The organism is Pseudomonas sp. B8(2017) (genome assembly GCF_002113575.1).
GTDB lineage: Bacteria > Pseudomonadota > Gammaproteobacteria > Pseudomonadales > Pseudomonadaceae > Aquipseudomonas > Aquipseudomonas putida_Z.
Map to the genome: position 1 here is coordinate 182,112 of NZ_NEIO01000001.1, position 22,845 is coordinate 204,956.

Genomic DNA, 22,845 nt, shown 5'->3' on the forward strand with positions numbered 1-22,845 from the left:
TACTCGCTTAGAGACGAACCTGTCCTTCGTAGACGCGTACGGCCGGGCCGGTCATCAGCACGGGCTTGCCGGGGCCGGCCCATTCGATGTGCAGGCGGCCACCAGGCAGGTCGAGGGATACCGGGGAGTCCATCCAGCCCTGGCTGATCGCCGCCACGGCGGCGGCGCAGGCGCCGGTGCCGCAGGCCTGGGTTTCGCCCGCACCACGTTCCCACACACGCAGGTTGGCGCGGTGGCGGTCGATGACCTGGAGGAAGCCGGCATTCACCCGCTGCGGGAAGCGTGGGTGGTTTTCGATCTTCGGGCCCAGCTGGTGCACAGGGGCGGTACGCACATCGTCGACACGCAGCACGGCATGCGGGTTACCCATGGACACGGCGGCAATCGAATGCACCTGGCCGTCGACTTCCAGTGGGTAGTTCAGCGCCTGCTCGTCGGCGACGAAGGGGATTTCGGCAGGGATGAAGCGCGGTGGGCCCATGTCGACACTGATCTGGCCGTCGTTCTGCACGTCCAGCTCGATGATGCCGCTCTTGGTTTCCACGCGGATGCGCTTTTTCGCGGTCAGGCGCTTGTCCAGCACGAAGCGGGCGAAGCAGCGCGCACCGTTGCCGCACTGCTCGACCTCGGAGCCGTCGGCATTAAAGATGCGGTAGCGGAAGTCCACTTCCGGGTTGTTCGGCGCCTCGACGATCAGCAACTGGTCGAAGCCGATGCCGGTGTGGCGGTCACCCCATTGCTTGGCGTGCTTGGGCTGGATGTGCGCGTGCTGGCTGACCAGGTCGAGGACCATGAAGTCGTTGCCCAGCCCATGCATCTTGGTAAAACGCAGCAGCATGGGCTTACTCCGGCAGCAGGCTTTCGCCAGCGTACAATTCGGCGATGGTCTCGCGGCGGCGTACTTCGAAGGCCTGGTCGCCGTCGACCAGGATTTCAGCGCAACGGCCACGGGTGTTGTAGTTGGAGCTCATGACAAAACCATAGGCGCCCGCGGACTGTACGGCCAGCAGGTCACCTTCGGCCAGGTTCAGCACGCGGTCCTTGCCGAGGAAGTCGCCAGTCTCGCAGATCGGGCCGACCAGGTCGTAGGCACGGCCTTCGCCTGCGCGTGGCTTGACCGCGCTGACACCCATCCAGGCCTGGTACAGGGCCGGGCGGATCAGGTCGTTCATCGCCGCATCGATGATGGCGAAGTCCTTGTGCTCGGTGTGCTTGAGGTATTCCACGCGGGTCAGCAGGACGCCGGCGTTGGCCACGATGTAGCGGCCCGGCTCGAACACCAGGGCCAGGTCGCGGTCGCCGACGCGCTCGCGGATCGCCTTGATGTAGTCGGCCACCAGCGGCGGCTCCTCATCGCGGTAACGCACGCCGACACCGCCACCCAGGTCCAGGTGGCGCAGGTGGATGCCGCACTCGGCCAGGCGGTCGACCAGCACCAGCAGGCGGTCGAGGGCATCGAGGAAAGGCTCGACGGTGGTCAGTTGCGAGCCGATGTGGCAGTCGACGCCGACCACTTCCAGGTTCGGCAACTGCGCGGCCCGCACGTAGATGGCCTCGGCGTCGGCGATGGCGATGCCGAACTTGTTCTCTTTCAGGCCGGTGGAGATGTACGGGTGGGTACCGGCGTCGACGTCCGGGTTGACCCGCAGCGAGACCGGGGCAACCTTGCCCATCTCGGCGGCCACCACTTGCAGGCGCTCCAGTTCGTCGGTGGATTCGACGTTGAAGCAGTGCACGCCGACTTCCAGGGCGCGGCGCATGTCGTCGCGGGTCTTGCCGACACCGGAGAACACCACGCGGTCGGCACGGCCGCCAGCGGCCAGCACGCGCTCCAGCTCACCGCCGGAGACGATGTCGAAGCCTGCGCCCAGGCGCGCCAGCACGTTGAGCACGCCGAGGTTGGAGTTGGCCTTGACCGCGAAACACACCAGGTGCTCGGTGCCTTGCAGGGCGTCGGCGTAGCTACGGTACTGGGCCTCGATGTGGGCGCGCGAATACACGTAGGTCGGGGTGCCGTAGCGTTCGGCGATGGCCGACAGGCCCACGCCTTCCGCGAACAGCTCGCCGTCGCGGTAGTTGAAAGCGTTCATCTGGTTTCCTTACTGCGCTGGCGACTGCTCGGGCTCGAGCTCCGGCTCTGGCTGCTGCTCTTGTACCGGGGCCGGCTTGGCTTTTGGCTGGTGCTGGTGCGACTTGTGCGCTTTGCCGTTATCGCCGTCCTCTGGCAGATACAGCGGGCCTTTCTGGCCGCAGGCCGAAACGAGGCAGGCAACAGCGACCAGCGCCGCGAGGGAGGAAATCAGGCGCTTCATGGGTGAAATCCTTAGAAATATGCAGTATTGCGCCCGAGTATACCGAGCGACCGACGGCTTGCCTATGCAAGGGCCGGCCCGCCGGGCGGGCTATTCTTACCGCCTGCAAGGGCCCCTGTGGGAGCGGGCTTGCCCGCGAACACCGGCAAAGCCGGTGCCACACACCGCGGCGTCTGCTTCGCGGGCATGCCCGCTCCCACAGGCTTTGAGTTTATGCCAGTGAAGGTAGCGGCTAAACCTTTGCATTCGGCGGCAAGCGCCCGTATCTTGCCGGGCTTGCCTGTAACGCAGCCAATTTCGAGGTTCCTGCAATGAGTTTGAGTGAAGCGCGTTTCCATGATCTGGTCGACGCGACCCAACAGGCCCTGGAAGACCTGTTCGACGAGAGCGGCCTGGACCTGGACATGGAGAACTCCGCTGGCGTCCTCACCGTCAAGTTCGAAGGCGGCGCCCAGCTGATCTTCAGCCGCCAGGAGCCGCTGCGCCAGCTGTGGCTGGCCGACCGTTCCGGCGGTTTCCACTTCGACTACGACGAAGACAGCGGCAAGTGGGTGTGCGAGAAGAGCGAGGAGCTGCTGGGCGAAATGCTCGAGCGCATCGTCTGGGAGCGGGCCGGCGAGAAGCTGGACTTCGACGAGATCTGACATGAGCAGCACCCAGGCCCGGCCGCCCAAGCCGCTCTACAGCAACGTCAGCCCCGCAGTACCGTCGCCCTGCATCAGCGTTTGCCGGCTGGACGAACAGCGGGTCTGCACGGGTTGCCACCGGCATGTCGAGCACATCCGCGAATGGCGTTCGGCCGATGACGAACGGCGCCGGCAGATCTGCCGCGAGGCCCAGGCCCTGCGCGACCAGGCTAAGGCACACTGATCGCAGGGGCTTGAGTATTTACCCGGCTGTGGTAACGTCGGGTTCTGCGTCGGTGACGCCAAAGCCTTCACAAACCCCGCCCTTGGGCGGGGTTTTGCTTTATCTGCACGATGAAAACCGCCTGTTCAAAGGAGTCTGACTGGATCATGAGCACCAAGCCTTCCCTCATCCTCACCCGATTGGACGTACAACGTCTGGAGCGTCTGATCGACAGCCTCGACGAGAGTACGCCGGGTGTGCTCGCCCTGCAGGACGAGCTGGACCGCGCCGAGCAGGTGGTCGGTCACGAGGAAGTCCCGGCTGGCGTGGTGACCATGAACTCGCGCGTGCACTGCCGTGAGGAAGCCAGCGGCAAGGACTACCACCTGACCCTGGTGTACCCGAAGGATGCCGGGCCGGAAGGCAAGGTCTCGATCCTGGCGCCGATCGGTTGCGCCTTGCTGGGGTTGTCGGTGGGCGCGCAGATCGACTGGCCGGCGCCGGGGGGCAAGACCCTCAAGCTGAAGCTGCTGGAAGTGGAATACCAGCCGGAAGCGGCGGGCGATTTTGACCTGTAAGGGCCAGGGGGCCGCTTTGCGGCCCATCGCGACACAAGGCCGCTCCTACAATGTCCGCGTAGCCCCCATGAATTGGGTTTGCACGATCGATGTAGGAGCGGCCTTGTGTCGCGAAAGGGGTGCAACGCGCCCCCGGCAATTCAAGCCTCTTGCGCCAAAACCTGCTCCAACCCCTCGTTCAAAGCCTGCTCCAGCTCCCGCTTGTAGCGCAGGTACAGCTGCGTCGACCCCAGCCGGTCATCCAGCAACTCGGACAAATCCAGGTCAGTGATGTAGCAGCGATACTGCCCTGCGCCACGTCGCTGCCCGATGATCTGCCGGGCCGCTACCGCATACAGCTGTTCACCATGCTCCAGTTCGGAAAACTCCTGCTGGTCGCAATACAGCGTCACGTGCGCCGCACCCGCCACCCCGGCCTGGATGATCGCCTGCACCTCATAGTAAGGCTGGTCGCTACCCTCGAACGGGGCCTGGCGCGGCTCGATGCTGCGCGCCTTGCCTGGCCCGGAAGGCAACAGTTGCGCGTAGTGGATGTCCAGTGAGGCCGCGCGCTGGGTGTCCAGCGGCAGCCGGGCATCACGGCGCATCACCACCGAGCGCAGAAAGCGCTGCAGAGGCAACAGCAGGTGGGCTTCGTCGTGCAGGGGCAGGCGTTGCTGCCACAGGGCATTGTATTCATCCAGCACGTACAGCTCGGCCCAGCCACCCTGCAGGCGGTAGAACACCTGGATGCAGGCCGGCCGGCCCTGCTCCAGCACCAGGTGCAGGTCGTGGTCCTGCAGGGCGTTGGCATCCAGGTACAGCGGGCTGTAGGCGCTACGTTCTTCGCCCAGGTGGTCCAGCAGTGCCTCGTGCTCGGCCAGGGTGGTGAGGCCGACATGCCCGGCCAGCAGCTCCAGCACATGGGTGTGCTGGGCCACCTGCAGCAGGTAGCGGTGGCTCAGGCCCTGGTCCAGCAGCAGCTGCACGGTGTCGAAGATTTCCTCCACGCGTTGGCCGATGGCCTGCGCGCGGCTGTGGCAGAAGCAGCGCACCCGCACCCTCGGCCGGTGGCCGCGCAGCACGGGGCTGTTGAGGAAGTCGCGCAGGCAGCGCACCAGCGCGTGCTCGCCGTCATAGCGCTGGACCAGTACCTCGTTCCAGCTGTTGAGGGTGACCTGGTCCAGGGTCAGGACCAGGTTTTCGCGCACGCCTGCATAGCTCAACGAGTCGGTACGCTCGGTGGTCATCAGGATGTTCAGGTCGCGGTGGTGGCGCAGTGGGTCGATGGCGACGTTGACCAGCAGCAGCACCTCGTCGGCAACGCTGGGTTGCAGCAGGCGTACTTCGCTGACGGTCGGCAAGGGCAGGGGGATGCTCTGCTGCAGGCAGCCGACCAGGTTGAACAGCTCGAATTCGCTGAGGTCGCTGACACCCGGGTGCAGCGCCAGACGCGTGCTGCTGTCGATCACCCCGTTGCGATGGGCCCAGGTCAGCAGTTCGAGTAGTTCGCGGCAACGCTTGAGCGGGCTGAAGTGGTCCACCTCATGGGGGCTCAGGTTGCCGGTGTACAGCTCCCAGTGGTGGCTGCCGGGCTCTTTGCGGTTAGGCGCCTGGACCAGGGTGAGGGTGCCTTCGGCCAGGTCCGGGGCGATACCGGGGTTGATCACTTCGACCTTGCCGGCGCGGCGCTCGAAGGCCGCGTAAAGGCGCCGGCCCAGCACATTGAGATCGCGCTGGTCGGCGCGGCTGCTGGCGTTCTGAGTGCGGGCGAACTGGCTGAGAAAGCGGTAGCTGTGGTTCAGTTCGGCCACCAGCTCGCGGCGCTCGACGGCAACCTGCTGCACTTTCCATTGGTTGCGACTGTCCAGCAGGGCCAACTGGCGCTCGTCCCAGCCCCACTCGTCGGTCAGGCGCTGCAACAGCCGGCGTTGCCAGCCATTGGCCCGGGCCGGGTCGCTGAGCTTCTTGTTCACCTTCAGGTACAGGCTGCGCCGCACCAACTCCAGGCGCGCGTGTTCACCACGCTGCAGCAGGTAGCGCTCGATGCGCCGGTACACCATCACGTACGGGTCCAGCTCGTCGAGGTCGAGCTGGTTGGCAAACACCGCCTGCTTGTAGTCCAGGCTCAGGCAGCGTACTGCGGGGTGTTCGCTGGCATAGGCCTCGGTCAGCAGCAGCTTGAGCAGCGACTTGTAGGGCGAGTCGATGCCTTTGAACAGTTGCCACAAGCCGGCGCCGACGAACTCGCCGGGCGGAATGTGCGCCAGGTTGCCGAGGTCGAGGGCGTCCTGGCTGCGGATGAAACGCTTGGAAAGCAGGGTCTGGGTATAGGCGTGGTAATCGTGTTCCTGGTAGACCGGCACCAGCCACCACAGTGGTGTGCGCCCGGCCAGCCAGATAGTGGTGCGGTAGAACTCGTCCAGCAGGAGGTAGTGCTGGGTGGTGCCGCAATCGTCGGAACCGAGCTGGCCCTCGCGTTGGCCCTGGGCGAAACCTTGCGTGTCGATCAGGAAGAAGTGTGCCTCGGCACCCAGGCTTTCCGCCCATGCCTCCAGCAGTTGGCATTTGCGGCGCAACTCGCCCAGCAGCTCGTCGGCCAGACCGGGTGCATGGCACACCCACATGTCCATGTCGCTGTGCTCGGCCTGGGCCAGCGAGCCCAGGCTGCCCATCAGGAACAGTCCGTGGATCGGCCGCGGCGGGTTGCCATGGCGGGCCTTGTAGGTGAACGAGCGGGCCAGGCGCTGGGCCTCGACTACCAGGTCGGCGCTTGGCTCGTAGCCCGATACGCCGGCGGGGGTGCTGCCGGAGACATAGCCCGGCAGCAACGGGTGGTTTACATGAAACAGCAGCGGCAGCAGCGTCAGCACCTGTTGCTGGCGCGTCGACAGGCCCTCCAGGGCCCGCTGCAGCCGGCCCTGGTTGAGTCGCAGGAAGCGCGCACGCAATGTCGCCAGGACCTTGCGGTCGATGCCTTCGTCCAGGTCGGGGCGGATTTCGTGGGGGTGGTTCATTGCGCACTCGGGCAGGCCAGCGGAGCTGTGGCGAGTGTAGCCTGAGTGGCGGGGTCGGATAAGCGGCAATTGAAATATTGGCGCCATTTTCCCAGCGCGCGTGGGCGGCGGCTGCAGCTTTCATTGCGCTTGAGGCATGATGGGGGCCTCAAGCTGATTGCGAGGTTTTCCGATGCGTGTGTGGATCGATGCCGACGCCTGCCCCAAGGCGGCCAAGGATCTGATCGTCAAGTTCGCCCTCAAGCGCAAGTTCGAGGTAGTGATGGTGGCGGGCCAGGCTGTGGCCAAGCCGGCGTTCGCGATCGTGCGCCTGATCGTGGTGCCCAGCGGCATGGACGCGGCCGATGATTACCTGGTGGAGCACGCCGTGCCTGGCGAGCTGGTGATCTGCAGTGACGTGCCGTTGGCCGACCGCCTGGTGAAAAAGGGCGTGGCGGCACTGGACCCGCGCGGGCGCGAGTTCGACGAGCGCAACATGGGTGATCGGCTGGCGGCGCGCAACCTGTTCACCGAGCTGCGCGAGCAGGGCCAGGTGGGGGGAGGGCAGGCGCCTTATGGCGAGCGCGAGAAGCAGGCGTTTGCCAATGCGCTGGACCGGATCATTGCCCGGTTGTCCAGAGCCTGAAGCGACCCGGCTGGCGGGATGGACACGACGTGTGGGAGCGGCCTTGTGTCGCGAAAGGGCCGCGAAGCGGCCCCAGGATTTCAGCTTCGCCGCATAAATTGCCGGGGCCGCGCTGCGGCCCTTTCGCGACACAAGGCCGCTCCCACAGGGACCGCGTCAGATTCTGAATCTTGCACCCGTTATTCGTGCGTCAGCTCCAGCACCCGGTCCACCAGCTTGTAGATCCCGCCAGCCGCTTCACTGATCGACTTGGCCTCCATGTACGCCGGGGTGGTCACCAGCTTGCGCTGGGTGTCCTCGACAATATCGTGCACATCGCACTCTTCATGGGTGCCACCCATCTTCGTCACGGCCGCCGCGGTGCCGGCGTCGGTACCGATGGTGCAGACCACGCCTGGCCCGTAGATCTTCGCCGCCAGCGCCGGCGAGATGCAGATCAGGCCAACTGGCTTGCAGGCATCGGCAAAGGCTTCGGCCAGGGCCAGTACATCCGGGTGGACGCTGCAGTTGGCGCCTTCCACGGCAAAGTTGGACAGGTTCTTCGCCGCCCCGAAACCGCCCGGCACGATCAGCGCATCGAAGTCTTCGGCCTTGGCCTCGCGGATGTCCTTGACCTCGCCGCGGGCAATGCGCGCCGACTCCACCAGCACATTGCGCGATTCGGGCATTTCCTCGCCGGTCAGGTGGTTGATCACATGCATCTGCGCAATGTTCGGCGCGAAGCACTGCACCTGCGCACCACGCTGGTCGAGGCGCAGCAGGGTGATCACGCTTTCGTGGATTTCGGCGCCGTCATAAACGCCACAGCCGGAAAGAATCACCGCTACTTTTTTTGTCATGCTTTTTACTCCAGTGTCGAGGCGCTAAATGTCCTCTAGTTTGGCAGATGTAGCCATAGGGATTCCTGCAAGCGCGGCCTAATCTTGGCGGATAACACCTGAGGTCGTACCCATGGACCTGATCCTGCTGGCCGTGCCGTTCTTCTTCGTGCTGATCGCCGTCGAACTGCTGGCCGACCGTGTGCGCGGCCAGCGCAACTTCACCCTGGCCGACTCGATCAACAGCCTCAGCACCGGTGCGCTGTCGACCAGTACCGGGTTGCTGACCAAAGGGGTGGGGCTGGTGACCTATACCCTGGCGTTCGAGCACATGGCGTTGCTGCGCCTGCCGCCGCAGGCCTGGTGGGTGTGGCTGCTGGCCTTTGTCCTGTACGACTTCTGCTACTACTGGCTGCATCGTCTTGGCCACGAGCGCAACGTGCTGTGGGCTGCGCACTCGGTGCATCACCAGAGCGAGGAATACAACCTCACCACGGCGCTGCGCCAGACCAGCAGCGGGTTCATCTTCTCGTGGCTGTTCTACCTGCCGCTGGCGTTGCTCGGTGTGCCGCCGCTGGTGTTCATCACGGTGGCGTCGCTCAACCTGCTGTACCAGTTCTGGGTGCATACCCGGCACATTCCCAAGCTGGGCTGGCTTGAGTGGGTGTTGATCACGCCATCCAACCATCGCGTCCACCATGCGCAAAATCCTGCTTACTTGGATCGCAATTACGGCGGCGTGTTCATTCTCTGGGATCGTCTGTTCGGCACCTTCAAAGAGGAAGACCCGGCCGAGCCGGTGGTGTTCGGGGTGACCACGCCGCTGGCCAGCTGGAACCCGCTGTGGGCCAACCTGCAGTTCTATGCCCAGCTCTGGCACGACGCCCGTCGCGCCGGCAGCCTGTGGGACAAACTGCGCATCTGGTTCATGCCCACCGGCTGGCGCCCGGCCGATGTGGCCGCACGCTACCCGCAGGCCAAGCAGGACCTGGCGTTGTTTCGCAAGTTCGAGGTTGCCTTGGGCCGTCCGCAGCAGGCCTATGTGGCGGCGCAATTCGTGGGTTACGTGGCGCTGGGCAGCTATCTGATGGAGGTGGCCGAACGCGTGCCAACCGCCGCCCTGGTACTCGGCTGGGCGCTGATGGCGTTTGGCTTGTTCGTGCTTGGCGCGCTGCTGGAGAACCGGCCATGGGCCGTGCGCCTGGAGCTGGTACGGCTGCTTGCGAATGCGCCGGCGCTGTACCTGGCCGGCGCACTGGGCCTAGCGGTGGTCGTGCCGCTGGCCTGGTTGCTGCTCGTGGCTTACAGCCTGCTCAGCCTCTGGGGCCTGGGCCTTGCCCGCCGCCTTGCGCTCCGCGCGCAACGTGCGGAAGCGCCGGCGCAGCCACAGCAGGCCGCCCAGCGCCAACAGGCCACCGAGCACCCATAGCTCGTAGCGCTTCACGTTGCCCAGCAGGCCTTCGAGGATGGCGCCGAAGTGATACGCGGCCGCGCCCAGGGCCACTGCCCAGATGGCCGCCCCAAGACCATTCAGCAGCAGATAGCGGCGTGGCGGGTAGCCGGACAGGCCAATGGCCACCGGCATGACCGTGCGCAGGCCATACACGAAGCGGAAACTCAGCACCCAGATGTCGGGATGGCGACGGATGTGGTCCAGCGCCCGGTCACCCATCGCCTGCCAGCGCGGTTTGCGTGCCAGGATCCTGCGCCCGTGGCGACGGCCCATGAAGTACCACAGCTGGTCGCCGGCATAGCTGCCGAAAAACGCCACCAGGCACACCAGGTTGATGTCCATGTAACCGCGGAACGCAAGGAATCCCGCAAGCACCAGAATGGTCTCGCCTTCGAAGAAGGTGCCTAGAAAAAGGGCGAAGTAGCCGAAATCCTGCAGGAATTGTTGAAGCATTTTCTGAGGTGCTGGCGAAATGAACGCGAAGCCTACCCCTTCGCGCGCGTTCGTGAAAGTGTCCAAATGTGTCTCGACATGAACAATTCCTGCTCGGAGAATGCCAGAAGCCACGCGCCATGGCTTGCCCTGGCATGTAACACAGGCGTCATAATGGGCGCTTATCTTGCCGCTCAATAGATGATAGGGCGTTAACGTCCTCAGGAACGCCAGATGAATAATGAAGTGCTAACCCCTGTCGCGATCAAGGATGCCCAGGAGCTCCCCGAAGAGATGGTGCAGACCCCGCCAGACCTGCCGCCGGCGCCCCTGCCTGCCGCGGAACCGGTGGCAGAAACTGCGGCTCCGGCCCCCGCGCCGGCCCCTGCAATCATCATCCCAGGCCTGGACGACAGCAGCCTGTACATTCATCGCGAACTCTCGCAGCTGCAGTTCAATATCCGTGTGCTGGAACAGGCGCTGGACGAGAGCTACCCGCTGCTCGAACGCCTCAAGTTCCTGTTGATCTTCTCCAGCAACCTCGACGAGTTCTTCGAGATCCGCGTCGCCGGCCTGAAGAAGCAGATCAACTTCGCCCGTGAGCAGGCCGGTGCCGACGGCCTGCAGCCGCACCAGGCGCTGGCACGCATCAGCGACCTGGTGCACAGCGAAGTGGAGCGCCAGTACGCGATCCTCAACGACGTGCTGCTGCCAGAGCTGGAAAAGCACCATATCCGCTTCATCCGCCGGCGTTACTGGACACCCAAGCTCAAGACCTGGGTGCGCCGCTACTTCCGCGACGAAATCGCCCCGATCATCACCCCGATCGGCCTCGACCCGACCCACCCGTTCCCGCTGCTGGTGAACAAGAGCCTCAACTTCATCGTCGAGCTCGAGGGTGTCGACGCCTTCGGCCGCGATTCGGGCCTGGCGATCATCCCGGCCCCGCGTCTGCTGCCGCGGGTCATCCGGGTGCCGGAAGAGGTGGGTGGCCCGGGCGCCAACTATGTATTCCTGTCGTCGATGATTCATGCGCACGCCGACGACCTGTTCCAGGGCATGAAGGTGAAGGGCTGCTATCAGTTCCGCCTGACCCGTAACGCCGACCTGGCGCTGGACTCCGAAGAGGTCGACGACCTGGCCCGCGCCCTGCGCGGCGAGCTGTTCTCGCGCCGCTACGGTGACGCCGTGCGCCTGGAGGTGGCCGACACCTGCCCGAAACACCTGTCGGACTACCTGCTCAAGCAGTTCAGCCTCAGCGAAAGCGAGCTGTACCAGGTCAACGGCCCGGTCAACCTTACCCGCCTGTTCAGCATCACCGGTCTGGACAGCCACCCCGAGCTGCAGTACACGCCGTTCACCCCGGCGATCCCCAAGCTGCTGCAGAACGCCGACAACATCTTCAGCGTGATCGGCAAGCAGGACATCCTGCTGATGCACCCGTTCGAGTCCTTCACCCCGGTGATCGACCTGCTGCGCCAGGCCGCCAAGGACCCGCACGTGCTTGCCGTGCGCCAGACCCTGTACCGTTCCGGGGCCAACTCGGAAATCGTCGACGCGCTGGTGGACGCGGCGCGTAACGGCAAGGAGGTCACTGCGGTGATCGAGTTGCGGGCACGCTTCGACGAAGAGTCCAACCTGCAGATGGCCAGCCGCCTGCAAGCGGCCGGTGCGGTGGTGATCTACGGCGTGGTCGGCTTCAAGACCCACGCCAAGATGATGCTGATCCTGCGCCGCGAGCAGGGCGAGATCGTGCGTTATGCGCACCTGGGCACCGGTAACTACCACGCCGGCAACGCCCGCCTGTACACCGACTACAGCCTGCTGACCTCCGACGACGCCCTCACCGAGGACGTCGGCAAGCTGTTCAGCCAGCTGATCGGCATGGGCAAGACCCTGCGCATGAAGAAACTGCTGCACGCGCCGTTCACCCTGAAGAAGGGCATGCTCGACATGATCGCGCGGGAAACCCAGTTCGCCCTCGAAGGCAAGCCGGCGCATATCATCGCCAAGTTCAACTCGCTGACCGACGCCAAGGTCATCAAGGCGCTGTACAAGGCCAGCCAGTCGGGCGTGAAGATCGACCTGGTGGTGCGTGGCATGTGCTGCCTGCGCCCAGGCATTCCGGGGGTTTCGCACAACATTCAGGTGCGCTCGATCATCGGCCGCTTCCTCGAGCACACGCGGGTGTTCTACTTCCTCAATGGCGGCGAAGAGCAGATCTACCTGTCCAGTGCCGACTGGATGGAGCGCAACCTCGACAAGCGTGTCGAGACCTGCTTCCCGGTGGAAGGCAAGAAGCTGTTGCTGCGGGTGAAGAAGGAGCTGGAAGGCTACCTGACCGACAACACCCACGCCTGGACCCTGCAGCCGGACGGGCGCTACGTGCGCAGCACGCCAACCGGCAACCAGAACCCGCGCAGTGCCCAGGCGACCCTGCTGGAGCGCCTGAGCAACCCGGTCCTCAACGTACGCTGAGGACGAAGCCGACCCGGGCCAGCCACTCCGCCTCGTTGGCGAAGTCGGCCTGGGTCAGCTGGTTCTGTTCCAGCCAGCCCTCAGGGAAGGCCACATCCAGGCTGCTGTCGGCAGCCTTGAGCTCGACCTTCGGCATCTGCTGGTTGCCACGGATGTGGTGGAACAGGATGGCGAAGCGCAGCAGCACGCACAGGCGCAGCAGCTTGACCCCTTCCTCACCCAGCTCGGCGATCTTGTCCTTGGGGATGTTGCGGCGGTGGCCGCGCACCAGCAAGGCCATCATCTGCTGGTCCTCGCGGGAGAAACCCGACAGGTCGGAGTGTTCGATCAGGTAGGCACCGTGCTTGTGATAGTGGTAGTGGGCGATATCCAGGCCGATTTCGTGCACTTTCGCCGCCCAGCCCAGCAGATCGCGCCAATTCCCGGCTTTGAGGTCCCACGCGTCGGCCACTTGGTCGAAGGCGTGCAATGCCTTGCGCTCGACGCGCGCAGCCTGGCCCTGGTCCACGTGGTAGCGTTCCATCAGCGAGTTCAGGGTGCGTTCGCGCACGTCTTCGTGGTGGTGGCGGCCCAGCAGGTCGAACAGCACGCCTTCGCGCAGGGCGCCGTCGCAGTGGTCCATGCGCTGCAGTTCCAGGGCATCGAAGATCGCTTCGAGAATCGCCAGGCCCGCCGGGAAGATGGTGCGGCGGTCCGGCTTGACGCCTTCGAAGTCGATCTTGTCGACCTCGCCAAGCTTGAACAGCTTGCGCTTGACCCAGGCCAGCCCCTCGGCGTTGACCTCGCCATTGCCCAGGCCGCCTGACTTGATGGCGGCGCCGATGGCACGAATGGTACCGGACGAGCCGATGGCCTCGTCCCAGGTCAGGCGGTGCAGGGCATTCTCGATGCTCATCAGCTCGAGGCGCGCGGCGGTGTAGGCCTGCGCGTAGCGGGCCGGGGTGATCTTGCCGTCGCGGAAGTAGCGCTGGGTGAAGCTGACGCAGCCCATCTGCAGGCTTTCGCGCAGCAGCGGCTCGAAGCGCTGGCCGATGATGAACTCGGTACTGCCGCCGCCGATATCGGCCACCAGGCGCTTGCCGGGTGTATCGGCCAGGGTGTGCGACACACCCAGGTAGATCAGGCGCGCTTCTTCACGGCCGGAGATCACTTCGACCGGGTGGCCAAGGATGGCTTCGGCGCGCTGGATGAATTCGTTGCGGTTGCGCGCTTCGCGCAAGGCGTTGGTACCCACGATGCGCACCGAGCCTGCCGGCATGCCGTTGATCAGTTGGGAAAAGCGCTTGAGGCAATCCAGGCCTCGTTCCATTGCCTCTTCACTGAGCTTGCGTTCTTCGTCGATGCCAGCGGCCAGCTGAACCTTCTCGCCGAGCCGCTCGAGAATGCGGATTTCGGTATGGTGGGCCTTGGCCACGACCATGTGAAAGCTGTTGGAGCCAAGGTCGATGGCGGCGATCAGGGACAGGTTCTTCGCGATGGTTTGCGGCATGATCTGGTTGTTCTCGGTCGTTAACCCGGCAATCGTGCCACGATAGCAGGCTGTCGCCAACGCGTGGTACATAGCCGTTGAGCTGGCCTTGATGCAAGGCAATGTGCCATTCGATGCTATGACGTTTGTATGACAGTTTCGATTCGTGGCGTCTTGCACAACTATAGTTACACTCAATCGTCCGCGGCTTCCTGTAGGAGACGGGTGCGGCTATGATGGGCAACGTTTTTTATTGCTTACGACCTTGGAGATTTCCATGAGCGACAAAATCAAACACGTCACCGACGCCAGCTTCGAAGCCGACGTACTGCAGGCTCAAGGCCCGGTGCTGGTCGACTACTGGGCTGAATGGTGCGGCCCATGCAAGATGATCGCTCCGGTTCTGGACGACATCGCTGCTACCTACGAGGGCAAACTGACCGTCGCCAAGCTGAACATCGACGAGAACCAGGAAACCCCGGCCAAGCACGGCGTGCGTGGTATCCCGACGCTGATGCTGTTCAAGAACGGCAACGTCGAAGCCACCAAGGTCGGCGCCCTGTCCAAATCGCAGCTGGCCGCGTTCCTCGACGCCCACCTGTGATATGAAAAAGCCCCGCAGATGCGGGGTTTTTTTTGCCTCTGCAAAGGCAGTCTTGCCCATGTAGGAGCAGCCTTGTGCTGCGAAAGGGCCGGTAAGGCTGACGTTGTCGCTGCGGCTGATGGCCTCTTCGCAGCACAAGGCTGCTCCTACTGACAGGTGTGTTGCAGCAGAAAATGGCAGGGCAAAACCACTAGACGTCGAAAAAAGCAAGTGTTACATTCGGCCTCGCACTGCTTCTCCAGTGCCCTCTACACGCCGTCGCCGAAGCATCCCTAATTCGAATCAGTACGCGATCCTGTCGCCATCTAGCGGCGCGGCCTCATTAAGCCAGAAGCTTAATTCTCCCTTCTTACATGATTACGTCACTCCCCTTATGAACCTGACTGAACTCAAGCAAAAGCCGATTACCGATCTTTTGGAAATGGCCGAACAGATGGGCATCGAAAACATGGCCCGTTCGCGCAAACAGGACGTGATTTTCGCCCTGCTGAAGAAGCACGCGAAAAGCGGCGAAGAGATCTCGGGTGACGGCGTGCTGGAGATTCTCCAGGATGGTTTCGGTTTCCTGCGTTCGGCTGATGCGTCCTACCTGGCCGGCCCTGACGATATCTACGTCTCGCCCAGCCAGATCCGTCGCTTCAACCTGCGTACCGGTGACACCATCGTCGGCAAGATCCGCCCGCCGAAGGAAGGGGAGCGTTACTTCGCCCTGCTGAAGGTCGACACCATCAACTTCGACCGCCCGGAAAACGCGAAGAACAAGATCCTGTTCGAAAACCTGACGCCGCTGTTCCCGAACAAGCGCCTGAAGATGGAAGCCGGTAACGGCTCCACCGAAGACCTGACCGGCCGCGTCATCGACCTGTGCGCCCCGATCGGCAAAGGCCAGCGTGGCCTGATCGTTGCTCCGCCGAAAGCGGGCAAGACGATCATGTTGCAGAACATCGCGGCCAACATCACCCGCAACAACCCCGAGTGCCACCTGATCGTCCTGCTGATCGACGAGCGCCCGGAAGAAGTGACCGAAATGCAGCGCACCGTGCGCGGCGAAGTGGTTGCTTCCACCTTCGACGAGCCGCCAACCCGCCACGTGCAGGTTGCCGAAATGGTGATCGAGAAGGCCAAACGCCTGGTCGAGCACAAGAAGGATGTGGTCATCCTGCTGGACTCCATCACCCGTCTGGCGCGTGCCTACAACACCGTGATCCCGAGCTCCGGCAAGGTACTGACCGGTGGTGTCGACGCCCACGCCCTGGAGAAGCCAAAGCGCTTCTTCGGTGCCGCGCGTAACATCGAGGAAGGCGGTTCGCTGACCATCATCGCCACCGCGCTGGTCGAAACCGGCTCGAAGATGGACGAAGTGATCTACGAAGAGTTCAAGGGCACCGGCAACATGGAGCTGCCGCTGGACCGCCGCATCGCCGAGAAGCGCGTGTTCCCGGCCATCAACATCAACCGTTCCGGTACCCGCCGCGAAGAGCTGCTGACCGCCGACGACGAACTGCAGCGCATGTGGATCCTGCGCAAGCTGCTGCACCCGATGGACGAAATCGCCGCCATCGAGTTCCTGGTCGACAAGCTCAAGCAGACCAAGACCAACGACGAGTTCTTCCTGTCGATGAAGCGCAAGTAAGCGTTTCAGGCCAGGCAGTAATTGGGGCCGCTTTGCGGCCCTTCGCGGGCACGCCCGCTCCCACAGGCTCAGTGTGATCCTTGTGGGAGCGGGCGTGCCCGCGAAGGGGCGCGAAGCGGCCCCAATGCATTTTTGCCCCCAAACAAAGCCCGAACGGCGCTACACTCTGCACCCCCGACCGATACGGCCAACACGAGGCTCCTGCATGCAGTATCGCGACTTGCGCGACTTCATCCGTGGCCTGGAACAGCGCGGCGAGCTCAAGCGCATCCAGGTTCCGATCTCCCCCGTCCTGGAAATGACCGAGGTCTGCGACCGCACCCTGCGTGCCAAGGGCCCTGCATTGCTGTTCGAAAAGCCCACCGGCTTCGACATCCCGGTGCTGGGCAACCTGTTCGGCACCCCGGAGCGCGTTGCCATGGGCATGGGCGCCGAGTCGGTCGATGAACTGCGGGAAATCGGCAAGCTGCTGGCCTTCCTCAAGGAGCCTGAGCCGCCGAAGGGCCTGAAGGATGCCTGGTCCAAGCTGCCGATCTTCAAGAAAGTCGTGTCGATGGCGCCGAAAGTGGTCAAGGACGCGGTGTGTCAGGAAGTGGTGGTCGAGGGGGACGATGTCGACCTCGGCGCTCTGCCGATACAGCACTGCTGGCCGGGCGACGTGGCGCCGCTGATCACCTGGGGCCTCACCGTCACCCGCGGCCCGAACAAGGACCGCCAGAACCTGGGCATCTACCGCCAGCAGGTGATCGGCCGCAACAAGGTCATCATGCGCTGGCTCAGCCACCGTGGCGGGGCCCTGGACTACCGCGAATGGTGCGAGAAGAACCCTGGCCAGCCGTTCCCGGTCGCCGTGGCCCTGGGCGCTGACCCGGCCACCATCCTCGGCGCCGTGACCCCGGTGCCGGACACCCTCTCCGAGTACGCCTTCGCCGGCCTGCTGCGCGGCAACCGCACCGAACTGGTCAAGTGCCGGGGCAGCAACCTGCAGGTACCAGCCACCGCCGAAATCATCCTGGAAGGCGTGATCCACCCGGGCGAAATGGCCCCGGAAGGCCCGTACGGCGACCACACCGGCTACTACAACGAAGTGGACAGCTTCCCGGTATTCACCGTCGAGCGCATCACCCACCGGCAGAAACCGATCTACCACAGCACCTACACCGGCCGCCCGCCAGATGAGCCGGCGATCCTCGGCGTGGCGCTGAACGAAGTGTTCGTGCCGATCCTGCAGAAGCAGTTCCCGGAAATCGTCGATTTCTACCTGCCGCCGGAAGGCTGCTCGTACCGCATGGCGGTGGTGACGATGAAGAAGCAGTACCCGGGCCACGCCAAGCGCGTGATGCTGGGTGTGTGGTCGTTCCTGCGACAGTTCATGTACACCAAGTTCGTTATTGTCACCGATGACGATATCAATGCCCGTGACTGGAACGATGTGATCTGGGCCATCACCACACGCATGGACCCCAAGCGTGATACGGTGATGATCGACAACACCCCGATCGACTACCTGGACTTCGCGTCGCCGGTATCCGGGTTGGGGTCGAAGATGGGCCTGGACGCCACGCACAAGTGGCCGGGCGAGACTACACGCGAATGGGGACGGGTCATCGTCAAGGACGAAGCCGTCACCCGCCGTATCGATGAGCTGTGGGATCAGTTGGGAATAGATTGATGCAGGTAACGTTGCAGCCGTCCGGGGCGGTGCTGGCGCTCGAGCCCGGGGAACGGATCCTGGATGGAGCGCGGCGGCTGGGCTATGACTGCCCGAACAGCTGCCGCAATGGCAATTGCCATGTCTGCGCCGCGTTGTTGGTCGAAGGCCGGGTACGCCAGGACGGTGAAGTCCGCGACCATGGCGAGCTGTTCACCTGCATTGCCGAACCGCTGGAGGACTGCGTGTTGCTCTGGGATGGTGTGCTCGCCCTGGGCGAGTTGCCGGTGCGCAAACTGGCGTGCAGTGTCAGTGAGTGCGTCGAGGTCGGTGGCGACGTTTGGCGCGTGCGATTGCGCGCGCCGGCTGGCAGGCCGCCGCGCTACCACGCGGGGCAGTACCTGATGATCGAGCGCGAAGGCGGCAAGCAGGCGGCGTTTTCGCTGGCTTCCGCACCCCATGCCGGGCGCGAGCTGGAGCTGCATGTGCTGGCGCGCGAGCCCAGTGCGGTGCAACTTATCGAGCAGCTCAAGCGCGACGGCCTGGCGCGCATCGAAATGCCGTTCGGCGACACCCACCTGGCCGAGTTGCCCGACGGGCCGCTGGTGCTGATTGCTGCTGGCACCGGCATGGGCCAGATGCACAGCCTGGTCGAGCATTGCCGGGCTCAGGGTTTCAAGCACCCGGTGCACCTGTACTGGGGCGTGCGCCGGCCCGAGGACTTCTACCAGATCGAGCACTGGGATGAATGGCAGCGCCTGCCCAACCTGTTCCTGCATCAGGTGGTCAGCGACCTGTGCGGCTGGGAAGGCCGTTGCGGCATGCTGCATGAGGCGGTCTGCGAGGACATCGCCGACCTCAACAGCGTGCATGTATATGCCAGCGGCTCGCCGAACATGATCTATGCCACTCTCGACGCCCTGGTCGAAGCCGGCATGGATGCGCACCGCATGCGCGCCGATGTATTTGCCTACGCACCACGCGGCTAATAACCGAAGTTTGAAAGTATGGGTATAAGGCGGTAATTGTTACCGCCTTGGCTAATAACTTTCACAGTTTCCGAAACAGTACTTTCCAGTCGTCGGGAGCGCGGATGAAACTCTGGCGCGAGGGCTTGAGTATTCCTGCATTTCTGTCCTATGGTTACTGCAAGCGCCCTTGGTACAGAGGCTGGGGGCGCATCGTAATCGAATCTCGCTACATCCGTAGTTCACAGGGATAATGGCGGCAGCTTATGTCGGCACTTGAAAGTATGTCCTGGGAAGTTTCATATCCACCGACACTCGACTTCGGTCAGCAACATACTCGCGAACAGTTGTTCAATTCCATGAAGACAACCATGTCTCGCCATCAGGGTGGGCCGGTGTGGCTGTTCGCCTATGGTTCGTTGATCTGGCGACCGGAGTGCAACTCGGTGGAACGCCAGCGCGCGCGGGTACATGGTTACCACCGTGGCTTGTACCTGTGGTCGCACGAACACCGCGGCACCCCGGAAACCCCCGGGCTGGTGTTCGGCCTGGACCGTGGTGGTTCCTGCAGTGGTTTTGCCTACCGGCTGGATGAAAGCAGCCTGGATGAGTCGCTGATGGCCCTGTGGCAGCGCGAGATGCCGTACCCGGCGTACCGGCCGCACTGGCTCAGTTGCCGGTTGGGTGATGGCAGCAAGGTGCAGGCCCTGGGCTTCGTGCTGGAGCGGCATTTGCCGTGCTATGCCGGGAACCTGCCGGACACCCTGCTCAGCCAGATCCTGGCCAGTGCCAAGGGGCGCTATGGCACCACGCGTGATTATGTCGAACAGACCTTGAATGCCCTGCGCAGCCACCAGATGCCCGATCGCAACCTGGAGGCGCGGTTCAGGCGCTGCCATAACCTGCGGGAGGTTTGATCACCTGTGCCGGCCTCTTCGCGGGTGAACCCGCTCCCACAGGTACTGCACATTCCTTGAGGGCGGTGCGGTCCTTGTGGGAGCGGGTTCACCCGCGAAAAGGCCGGAACTGTCTTACCTGGCCAGCACCACCAACTTACCCACAGCCTGACGCTGCCCCAACTTTTCAATGGCAGCCCCTGCCTCAGCCAGTGGATAAGTCTGCGACACCAGCGGCTTCAACTTGCCTTCGGCATGCCATGCAAACAGCTGCCGGAAGTTGGCCGCATTGTCCTCCGGCTGACGCTGGGCAAACGCCCCCCAGAATACCCCGAGCACCGCGGCACCCTTGAGGAGCACCAGGTTGGCCGCCAGCTGCGGGATGGTCCCGCTGGCAAAACCCACCACCAGCAACCGGCCATTCCAGGCCAGCCCGCGCACTGCCTGCTCGAACAACTCGCCACCCACCGGGTCGTAGATCACATCCACGCCCTGGCCGCCGGTCAGGCGCTTGATCTCGTCACGCAGGCTGGCCTGGCTGTAGTCGATCAGTTCATCCGCGCCGGCTGCCTTGGCCACGGCCAGTTTTTCTGAACTGCTGGCGGCGGCGATCACCCGCGCGCCCATGGCCTTGCCGATCTCCACCGCCGCCAGACCGACGCCGCCGGACGCGCCCAGCACCAGCAGGGTCTCGCCCGCCTGCACCTGGCCGCGCTGGCGCAGGGCGTGGATGGAGGTGCCGTAGGTCATGCCGAATGCCGCTGCGGTGGTGAAGTCCATGCTCGGCGGGATCGGCAGCACATTGTAGAACGGCACCGCCACCTGCTCGGCGAATGCACCCCAGCCGGTCAGCGCCATGACCCGGTCGCCGACCTTGAACGCGCCGGCCTTTTCCCCGACGGCGGCCACCACGCCCGCTGCCTCGCCGCCGGGGGAGAACGGCAGCGGTGGCTGGAACTGGTACTTGCCTTCGATGATCAGGGTGTCGGGGAAGTTGACCCCGGCGGCCTGCACATCCAGCAGGATCTCGTTTTTCTTCGGCACCGGGCTGGCCACCTCTTCCAGCACCAGGTCGCGCGCCGGGCCCAGGGTTTTGCACAACACAGCTTTCATCGGGGCTATTCCTTTGCGGGTCGTGGCCGATAAGTGTAGGAGGGGCGCCTGCCCGGTCAACGAGCATGGCCGGCCCTGATGTGCAGGCATAAGTGGCGGCACAAGCCCGGGCTTGGGTTTGAGCGGCATGCTGGGTAAGCTGGCGCCAACTGTATTGAGGAGCAAATTCGTGAAAGCGTGGATCTTGATGGTGCTGGCGCTGCTGCTGCCGGCTGCGGCCATGGCCGAGGAAGCCAAGGAAGGGGCGCCGAAAGTCGCCTACATCAGCCTGAGCCCGCCCTTTGTCGGCAACTACGCCCTCGACGGCAGCCCGCGGCTGCGCGTGTACAAGGCCGACGTGGCCCTGCGCGTGACCGGCGACGAAGCCGCCAAGGCGGTGAAGCACCACGAGCCGCTGATCCGCAACCAGCTGGTGGCGCTGTTCACCCAACAGTCGGTGGACAGCATGAGCAACGTCGAGGCCAAGGAGCATCTTCGCCAGGAAGCGCTGAAACAGGTGCAGCAGGTAATGGAAGCCGAAGAGGGCAAACCGATCGTCGAAGACCTGCTGTTCAACAACCTGATCGTGCAGTGACCTGAAGCACTGTGAGGTCGATTGCTGGTGAGCTGGATTGAAGTCAGGCTTACCACGGTTGTAGGACCTTTCCGTCTTTCCTGTAAGCCCGCCAGTTTTCGGTTTCTGAAGCCAAGGCGAAGCTAAAATGAGCCTGTTCCCGTAAGGGGCTTGCAAGACTCTGCGGATCCTGGTTCAACCAGCAATTACAGAGCCGGGCAGGTGTATGGCGATGACAAGCCGACCTGTCTGTGAGTAGGGCGCCGAAAGGCGCCCTTTGTCTTTGTGCTAGATCCCAATTTGGATCAGGACGCCAGGCTTCGGCGAAACCGCGCCAGCGCCACGCCGAAGAACACCAGCCCGATCACGGCCAGCGCCAGGATGTCCGGCCACACCACCGTCCAGCCGGCATCACGGAACAGGATTGCGGCGCCAAGGCTGACAAAGTGCGTCGACGGCGACCCCTGCATCACCCACTGCAGCCACTGCGGCATGCTGTCCAGCGGTGTGCTGCCGCCGGACAGCAACAGCATCGGGATGATCACCGGGATTGCCAGCAGGCCGAATTGTGGCGTCGAGCGCGCCAGGGTAGCGAGGAAGATGCCCAGTGCGGTACTGGCGAACAGGTACAGCGCGGTCACGGCCAGGAACAGGCCCATCGAACCGGAGAGCGGCACGCCAAGCGCGCCCTTGACCACCACCACCAGCGAAATCCAGGTGCAGATCACCACTACCAGCGCGTTGCTGGCGATTTTCGCCAACATGATTTCCAGCGCGGTCAGCGGCAGCACCAGCAGGTGGTCGAGGGTGCCGTGCTCGCGCTCGCGCAGCAACGCGGTGCCGGTGAGGATGATCGCCAGGATGGTGATGTTGTTGACGATCTGGATCACCGCCAGGAACCAGCCACCCTCCAGGTTGGGGTTGAACAGGGCCTTGGCGTTGATTAGCACCGGGCTCTGCGTGTTGTTGCGCTGGCTGTAGTCGAGCAACTCGCGTTCGAAGATGCGGCCGATATAGCCGGCCCCCATGAACGCCTGGCTCATGGCCGTGGCGTCGACATTGATCTGCAGTTCCGGCGAGCGCCCGGCCAGCAGGTCGCTCTGGAAATTCACCGGTACGTTGATCACGAAGGTGTACTGGCCGCTGTCCATGGCCTGGTCCAGGCGCCCCGGGGCCAGCGGCACGGCGGGCTGGAATTCGGGTGGTTGCAGGGCTTCGCCGAGCTTGCGTGACAGCAGGCTGTGGTCTTCGTCCACCACCGCGACGCTGGCGTTGTGCACGCCGATCACCGAGCCGGCTGCGGGCATGTAGATGGCCACGCTGAAGGCATACAGCAGGAACAACAGCAGCACGCTGTCATGGCGCAGGCTGGTCAGCTCTTTCAGGCCCAGGCGCAGGGTGTGGTTCAGGCGCGACAT

At 63.9% G+C, this 22,845-nt stretch carries 20 protein-coding genes and 1 pseudogene; 12 read left to right on the forward strand and 9 right to left on the reverse strand.

From position 1 onward, the window contains the following. Positions 1–7 precede the first annotated feature (7 nt). Genes dapF through CAG22_RS00875 form a run of 3 tightly spaced genes read right to left on the reverse strand, consistent with a single transcriptional unit; the run spans position 8 to position 2,312 of the window. Complete coding sequence (gene dapF, locus CAG22_RS00865) at positions 8–838, reverse strand: diaminopimelate epimerase (protein ID WP_075046727.1); 831 nt, start codon at positions 836–838, stop codon at positions 8–10. A gap of 4 nt (positions 839–842) precedes the next feature. Continuing rightward, positions 843–2,090: a diaminopimelate decarboxylase gene (gene lysA / locus CAG22_RS00870; RefSeq protein WP_013974743.1), complete on the reverse strand. Its 1,248-nt coding sequence runs from the start codon at positions 2,088–2,090 to the stop codon at positions 843–845. 9 nt (positions 2,091–2,099) lie between these two features. Continuing rightward, the gene (locus CAG22_RS00875) at positions 2,100–2,312 is read right to left on the reverse strand and encodes a lipoprotein (RefSeq protein WP_052970498.1); all 213 of its coding nucleotides are present in this window, start codon (positions 2,310–2,312) and stop codon (positions 2,100–2,102) included. Between the two features lie 311 nt (positions 2,313–2,623). On the opposite strand from CAG22_RS00875, the gene cyaY reads away from it, so the two are divergent. The 3 genes from cyaY (at position 2,624) to rnk (ending at position 3,739) form a co-directional block, all read left to right on the forward strand. Continuing rightward, the gene (gene cyaY / locus CAG22_RS00885) at positions 2,624–2,956 is read left to right on the forward strand and encodes an iron donor protein CyaY (RefSeq protein WP_004575827.1); all 333 of its coding nucleotides are present in this window, start codon (positions 2,624–2,626) and stop codon (positions 2,954–2,956) included. Between the two features lies 1 nt (position 2,957). After that, on the forward strand, positions 2,958–3,182 hold the full coding sequence (locus tag CAG22_RS00890; RefSeq protein ID WP_013974742.1) for a DUF1289 domain-containing protein: 225 nt from the start codon (positions 2,958–2,960) through the stop codon (positions 3,180–3,182). Between the two features lie 146 nt (positions 3,183–3,328). Next, complete coding sequence (gene rnk / locus CAG22_RS00895; protein WP_025341069.1) at positions 3,329–3,739, forward strand: nucleoside diphosphate kinase regulator; 411 nt, start codon at positions 3,329–3,331, stop codon at positions 3,737–3,739. A 140-nt stretch (positions 3,740–3,879) separates the two neighbouring features. On the opposite strand, the gene CAG22_RS00900 is transcribed toward rnk, so the two are convergent. Continuing rightward, positions 3,880–6,735, reverse strand: coding sequence for a class I adenylate cyclase (locus CAG22_RS00900; protein ID WP_085704024.1), 2,856 nt, complete (start codon positions 6,733–6,735; stop codon positions 3,880–3,882). 172 nt (positions 6,736–6,907) lie between these two features. On the opposite strand from CAG22_RS00900, the gene CAG22_RS00905 reads away from it, so the two are divergent. Continuing rightward, positions 6,908–7,360 (forward strand): YaiI/YqxD family protein, encoded by a 453-nt coding sequence (locus tag CAG22_RS00905; protein WP_025341067.1) that lies wholly within the window; start codon positions 6,908–6,910, stop codon positions 7,358–7,360. Between the two features lie 179 nt (positions 7,361–7,539). Here CAG22_RS00905 and elbB read toward each other — a convergent pair whose 3' ends face one another. Beyond that, positions 7,540–8,199 carry an isoprenoid biosynthesis glyoxalase ElbB gene (gene elbB / locus CAG22_RS00910; protein WP_025341066.1) on the reverse strand — a complete coding sequence of 220 codons (660 nt, stop codon included), beginning with the start codon at positions 8,197–8,199 and terminating at the stop codon, positions 7,540–7,542. Between the two features lie 310 nt (positions 8,200–8,509). Here elbB and CAG22_RS28670 point away from each other — a divergent pair. Then, positions 8,510–8,938: pseudogene (locus CAG22_RS28670) on the forward strand (sterol desaturase family protein); the annotation flags it as partial. A 501-nt stretch (positions 8,939–9,439) separates the two neighbouring features. On the opposite strand, the gene CAG22_RS00920 reads toward CAG22_RS28670, so the two are convergent. Then, a complete protein-coding gene (locus CAG22_RS00920) occupies positions 9,440–10,084 on the reverse strand; it encodes a DedA family protein (RefSeq protein WP_085704029.1) in 645 nt (214 codons plus the stop codon). 213 nt (positions 10,085–10,297) lie between these two features. Between CAG22_RS00920 and ppk1 the strand changes: the two genes are divergently transcribed. Beyond that, positions 10,298–12,541, forward strand: coding sequence for a polyphosphate kinase 1 (gene ppk1 / locus CAG22_RS00925; RefSeq protein WP_084785300.1), 2,244 nt, complete (start codon positions 10,298–10,300; stop codon positions 12,539–12,541). Here ppk1 and ppx read toward each other — a convergent pair. Continuing rightward, complete coding sequence (ppx, locus tag CAG22_RS00930; protein WP_085704399.1) at positions 12,528–14,030, reverse strand: exopolyphosphatase; 1,503 nt, start codon at positions 14,028–14,030, stop codon at positions 12,528–12,530. The two genes, ppk1 and ppx, sit on opposite strands and share 14 nt — an antisense overlap. Before the next feature lie 256 nt (positions 14,031–14,286). On the opposite strand from ppx, the gene trxA reads away from it, so the two are divergent. From trxA to CAG22_RS00955, 5 genes are all read left to right on the forward strand, one after another. Then, on the forward strand, positions 14,287–14,613 hold the full coding sequence (gene trxA / locus CAG22_RS00935; protein ID WP_012274768.1) for a thioredoxin TrxA: 327 nt from the start codon (positions 14,287–14,289) through the stop codon (positions 14,611–14,613). A gap of 373 nt (positions 14,614–14,986) precedes the next feature. Next, positions 14,987–16,246 carry a transcription termination factor Rho gene (gene rho, locus CAG22_RS00940; RefSeq protein ID WP_003253661.1) on the forward strand — a complete coding sequence of 420 codons (1,260 nt, stop codon included), beginning with the start codon at positions 14,987–14,989 and terminating at the stop codon, positions 16,244–16,246. Positions 16,247–16,451: 205 nt separating this feature from the next. Beyond that, the gene (gene ubiD / locus CAG22_RS00945; RefSeq protein WP_025341062.1) at positions 16,452–17,918 is read left to right on the forward strand and encodes a 4-hydroxy-3-polyprenylbenzoate decarboxylase; all 1,467 of its coding nucleotides are present in this window, start codon (positions 16,452–16,454) and stop codon (positions 17,916–17,918) included. Then, positions 17,918–18,886 carry a CDP-6-deoxy-delta-3,4-glucoseen reductase gene (locus CAG22_RS00950; protein WP_025341061.1) on the forward strand — a complete coding sequence of 323 codons (969 nt, stop codon included), beginning with the start codon at positions 17,918–17,920 and terminating at the stop codon, positions 18,884–18,886. Before ubiD ends, CAG22_RS00950 begins: the two co-directional genes overlap by 1 nt. Before the next feature lie 245 nt (positions 18,887–19,131). Further along, positions 19,132–19,782, forward strand: a complete 651-nt coding sequence (locus CAG22_RS00955; RefSeq protein ID WP_025341060.1) for a gamma-glutamylcyclotransferase — start codon at positions 19,132–19,134, stop codon at positions 19,780–19,782. A gap of 114 nt (positions 19,783–19,896) precedes the next feature. Here the strand turns inward: CAG22_RS00955 and CAG22_RS00965 are convergent, their stop codons facing one another. Further along, complete coding sequence (locus CAG22_RS00965; RefSeq protein ID WP_085704035.1) at positions 19,897–20,874, reverse strand: NADPH:quinone oxidoreductase family protein; 978 nt, start codon at positions 20,872–20,874, stop codon at positions 19,897–19,899. Positions 20,875–21,043: 169 nt separating this feature from the next. Between CAG22_RS00965 and CAG22_RS00970 the strand changes: the two genes are divergently transcribed. Then, entirely contained in the window at positions 21,044–21,448 is a 405-nt protein-coding gene (locus tag CAG22_RS00970; RefSeq protein WP_025341058.1) for a flagellar basal body-associated protein FliL, read from the forward strand. 284 nt (positions 21,449–21,732) lie between these two features. Here CAG22_RS00970 and CAG22_RS00975 read toward each other — a convergent pair whose 3' ends face one another. After that, the gene (locus CAG22_RS00975) at positions 21,733–22,845 is read right to left on the reverse strand and encodes an ABC transporter permease (protein ID WP_075046716.1); all 1,113 of its coding nucleotides are present in this window, start codon (positions 22,843–22,845) and stop codon (positions 21,733–21,735) included.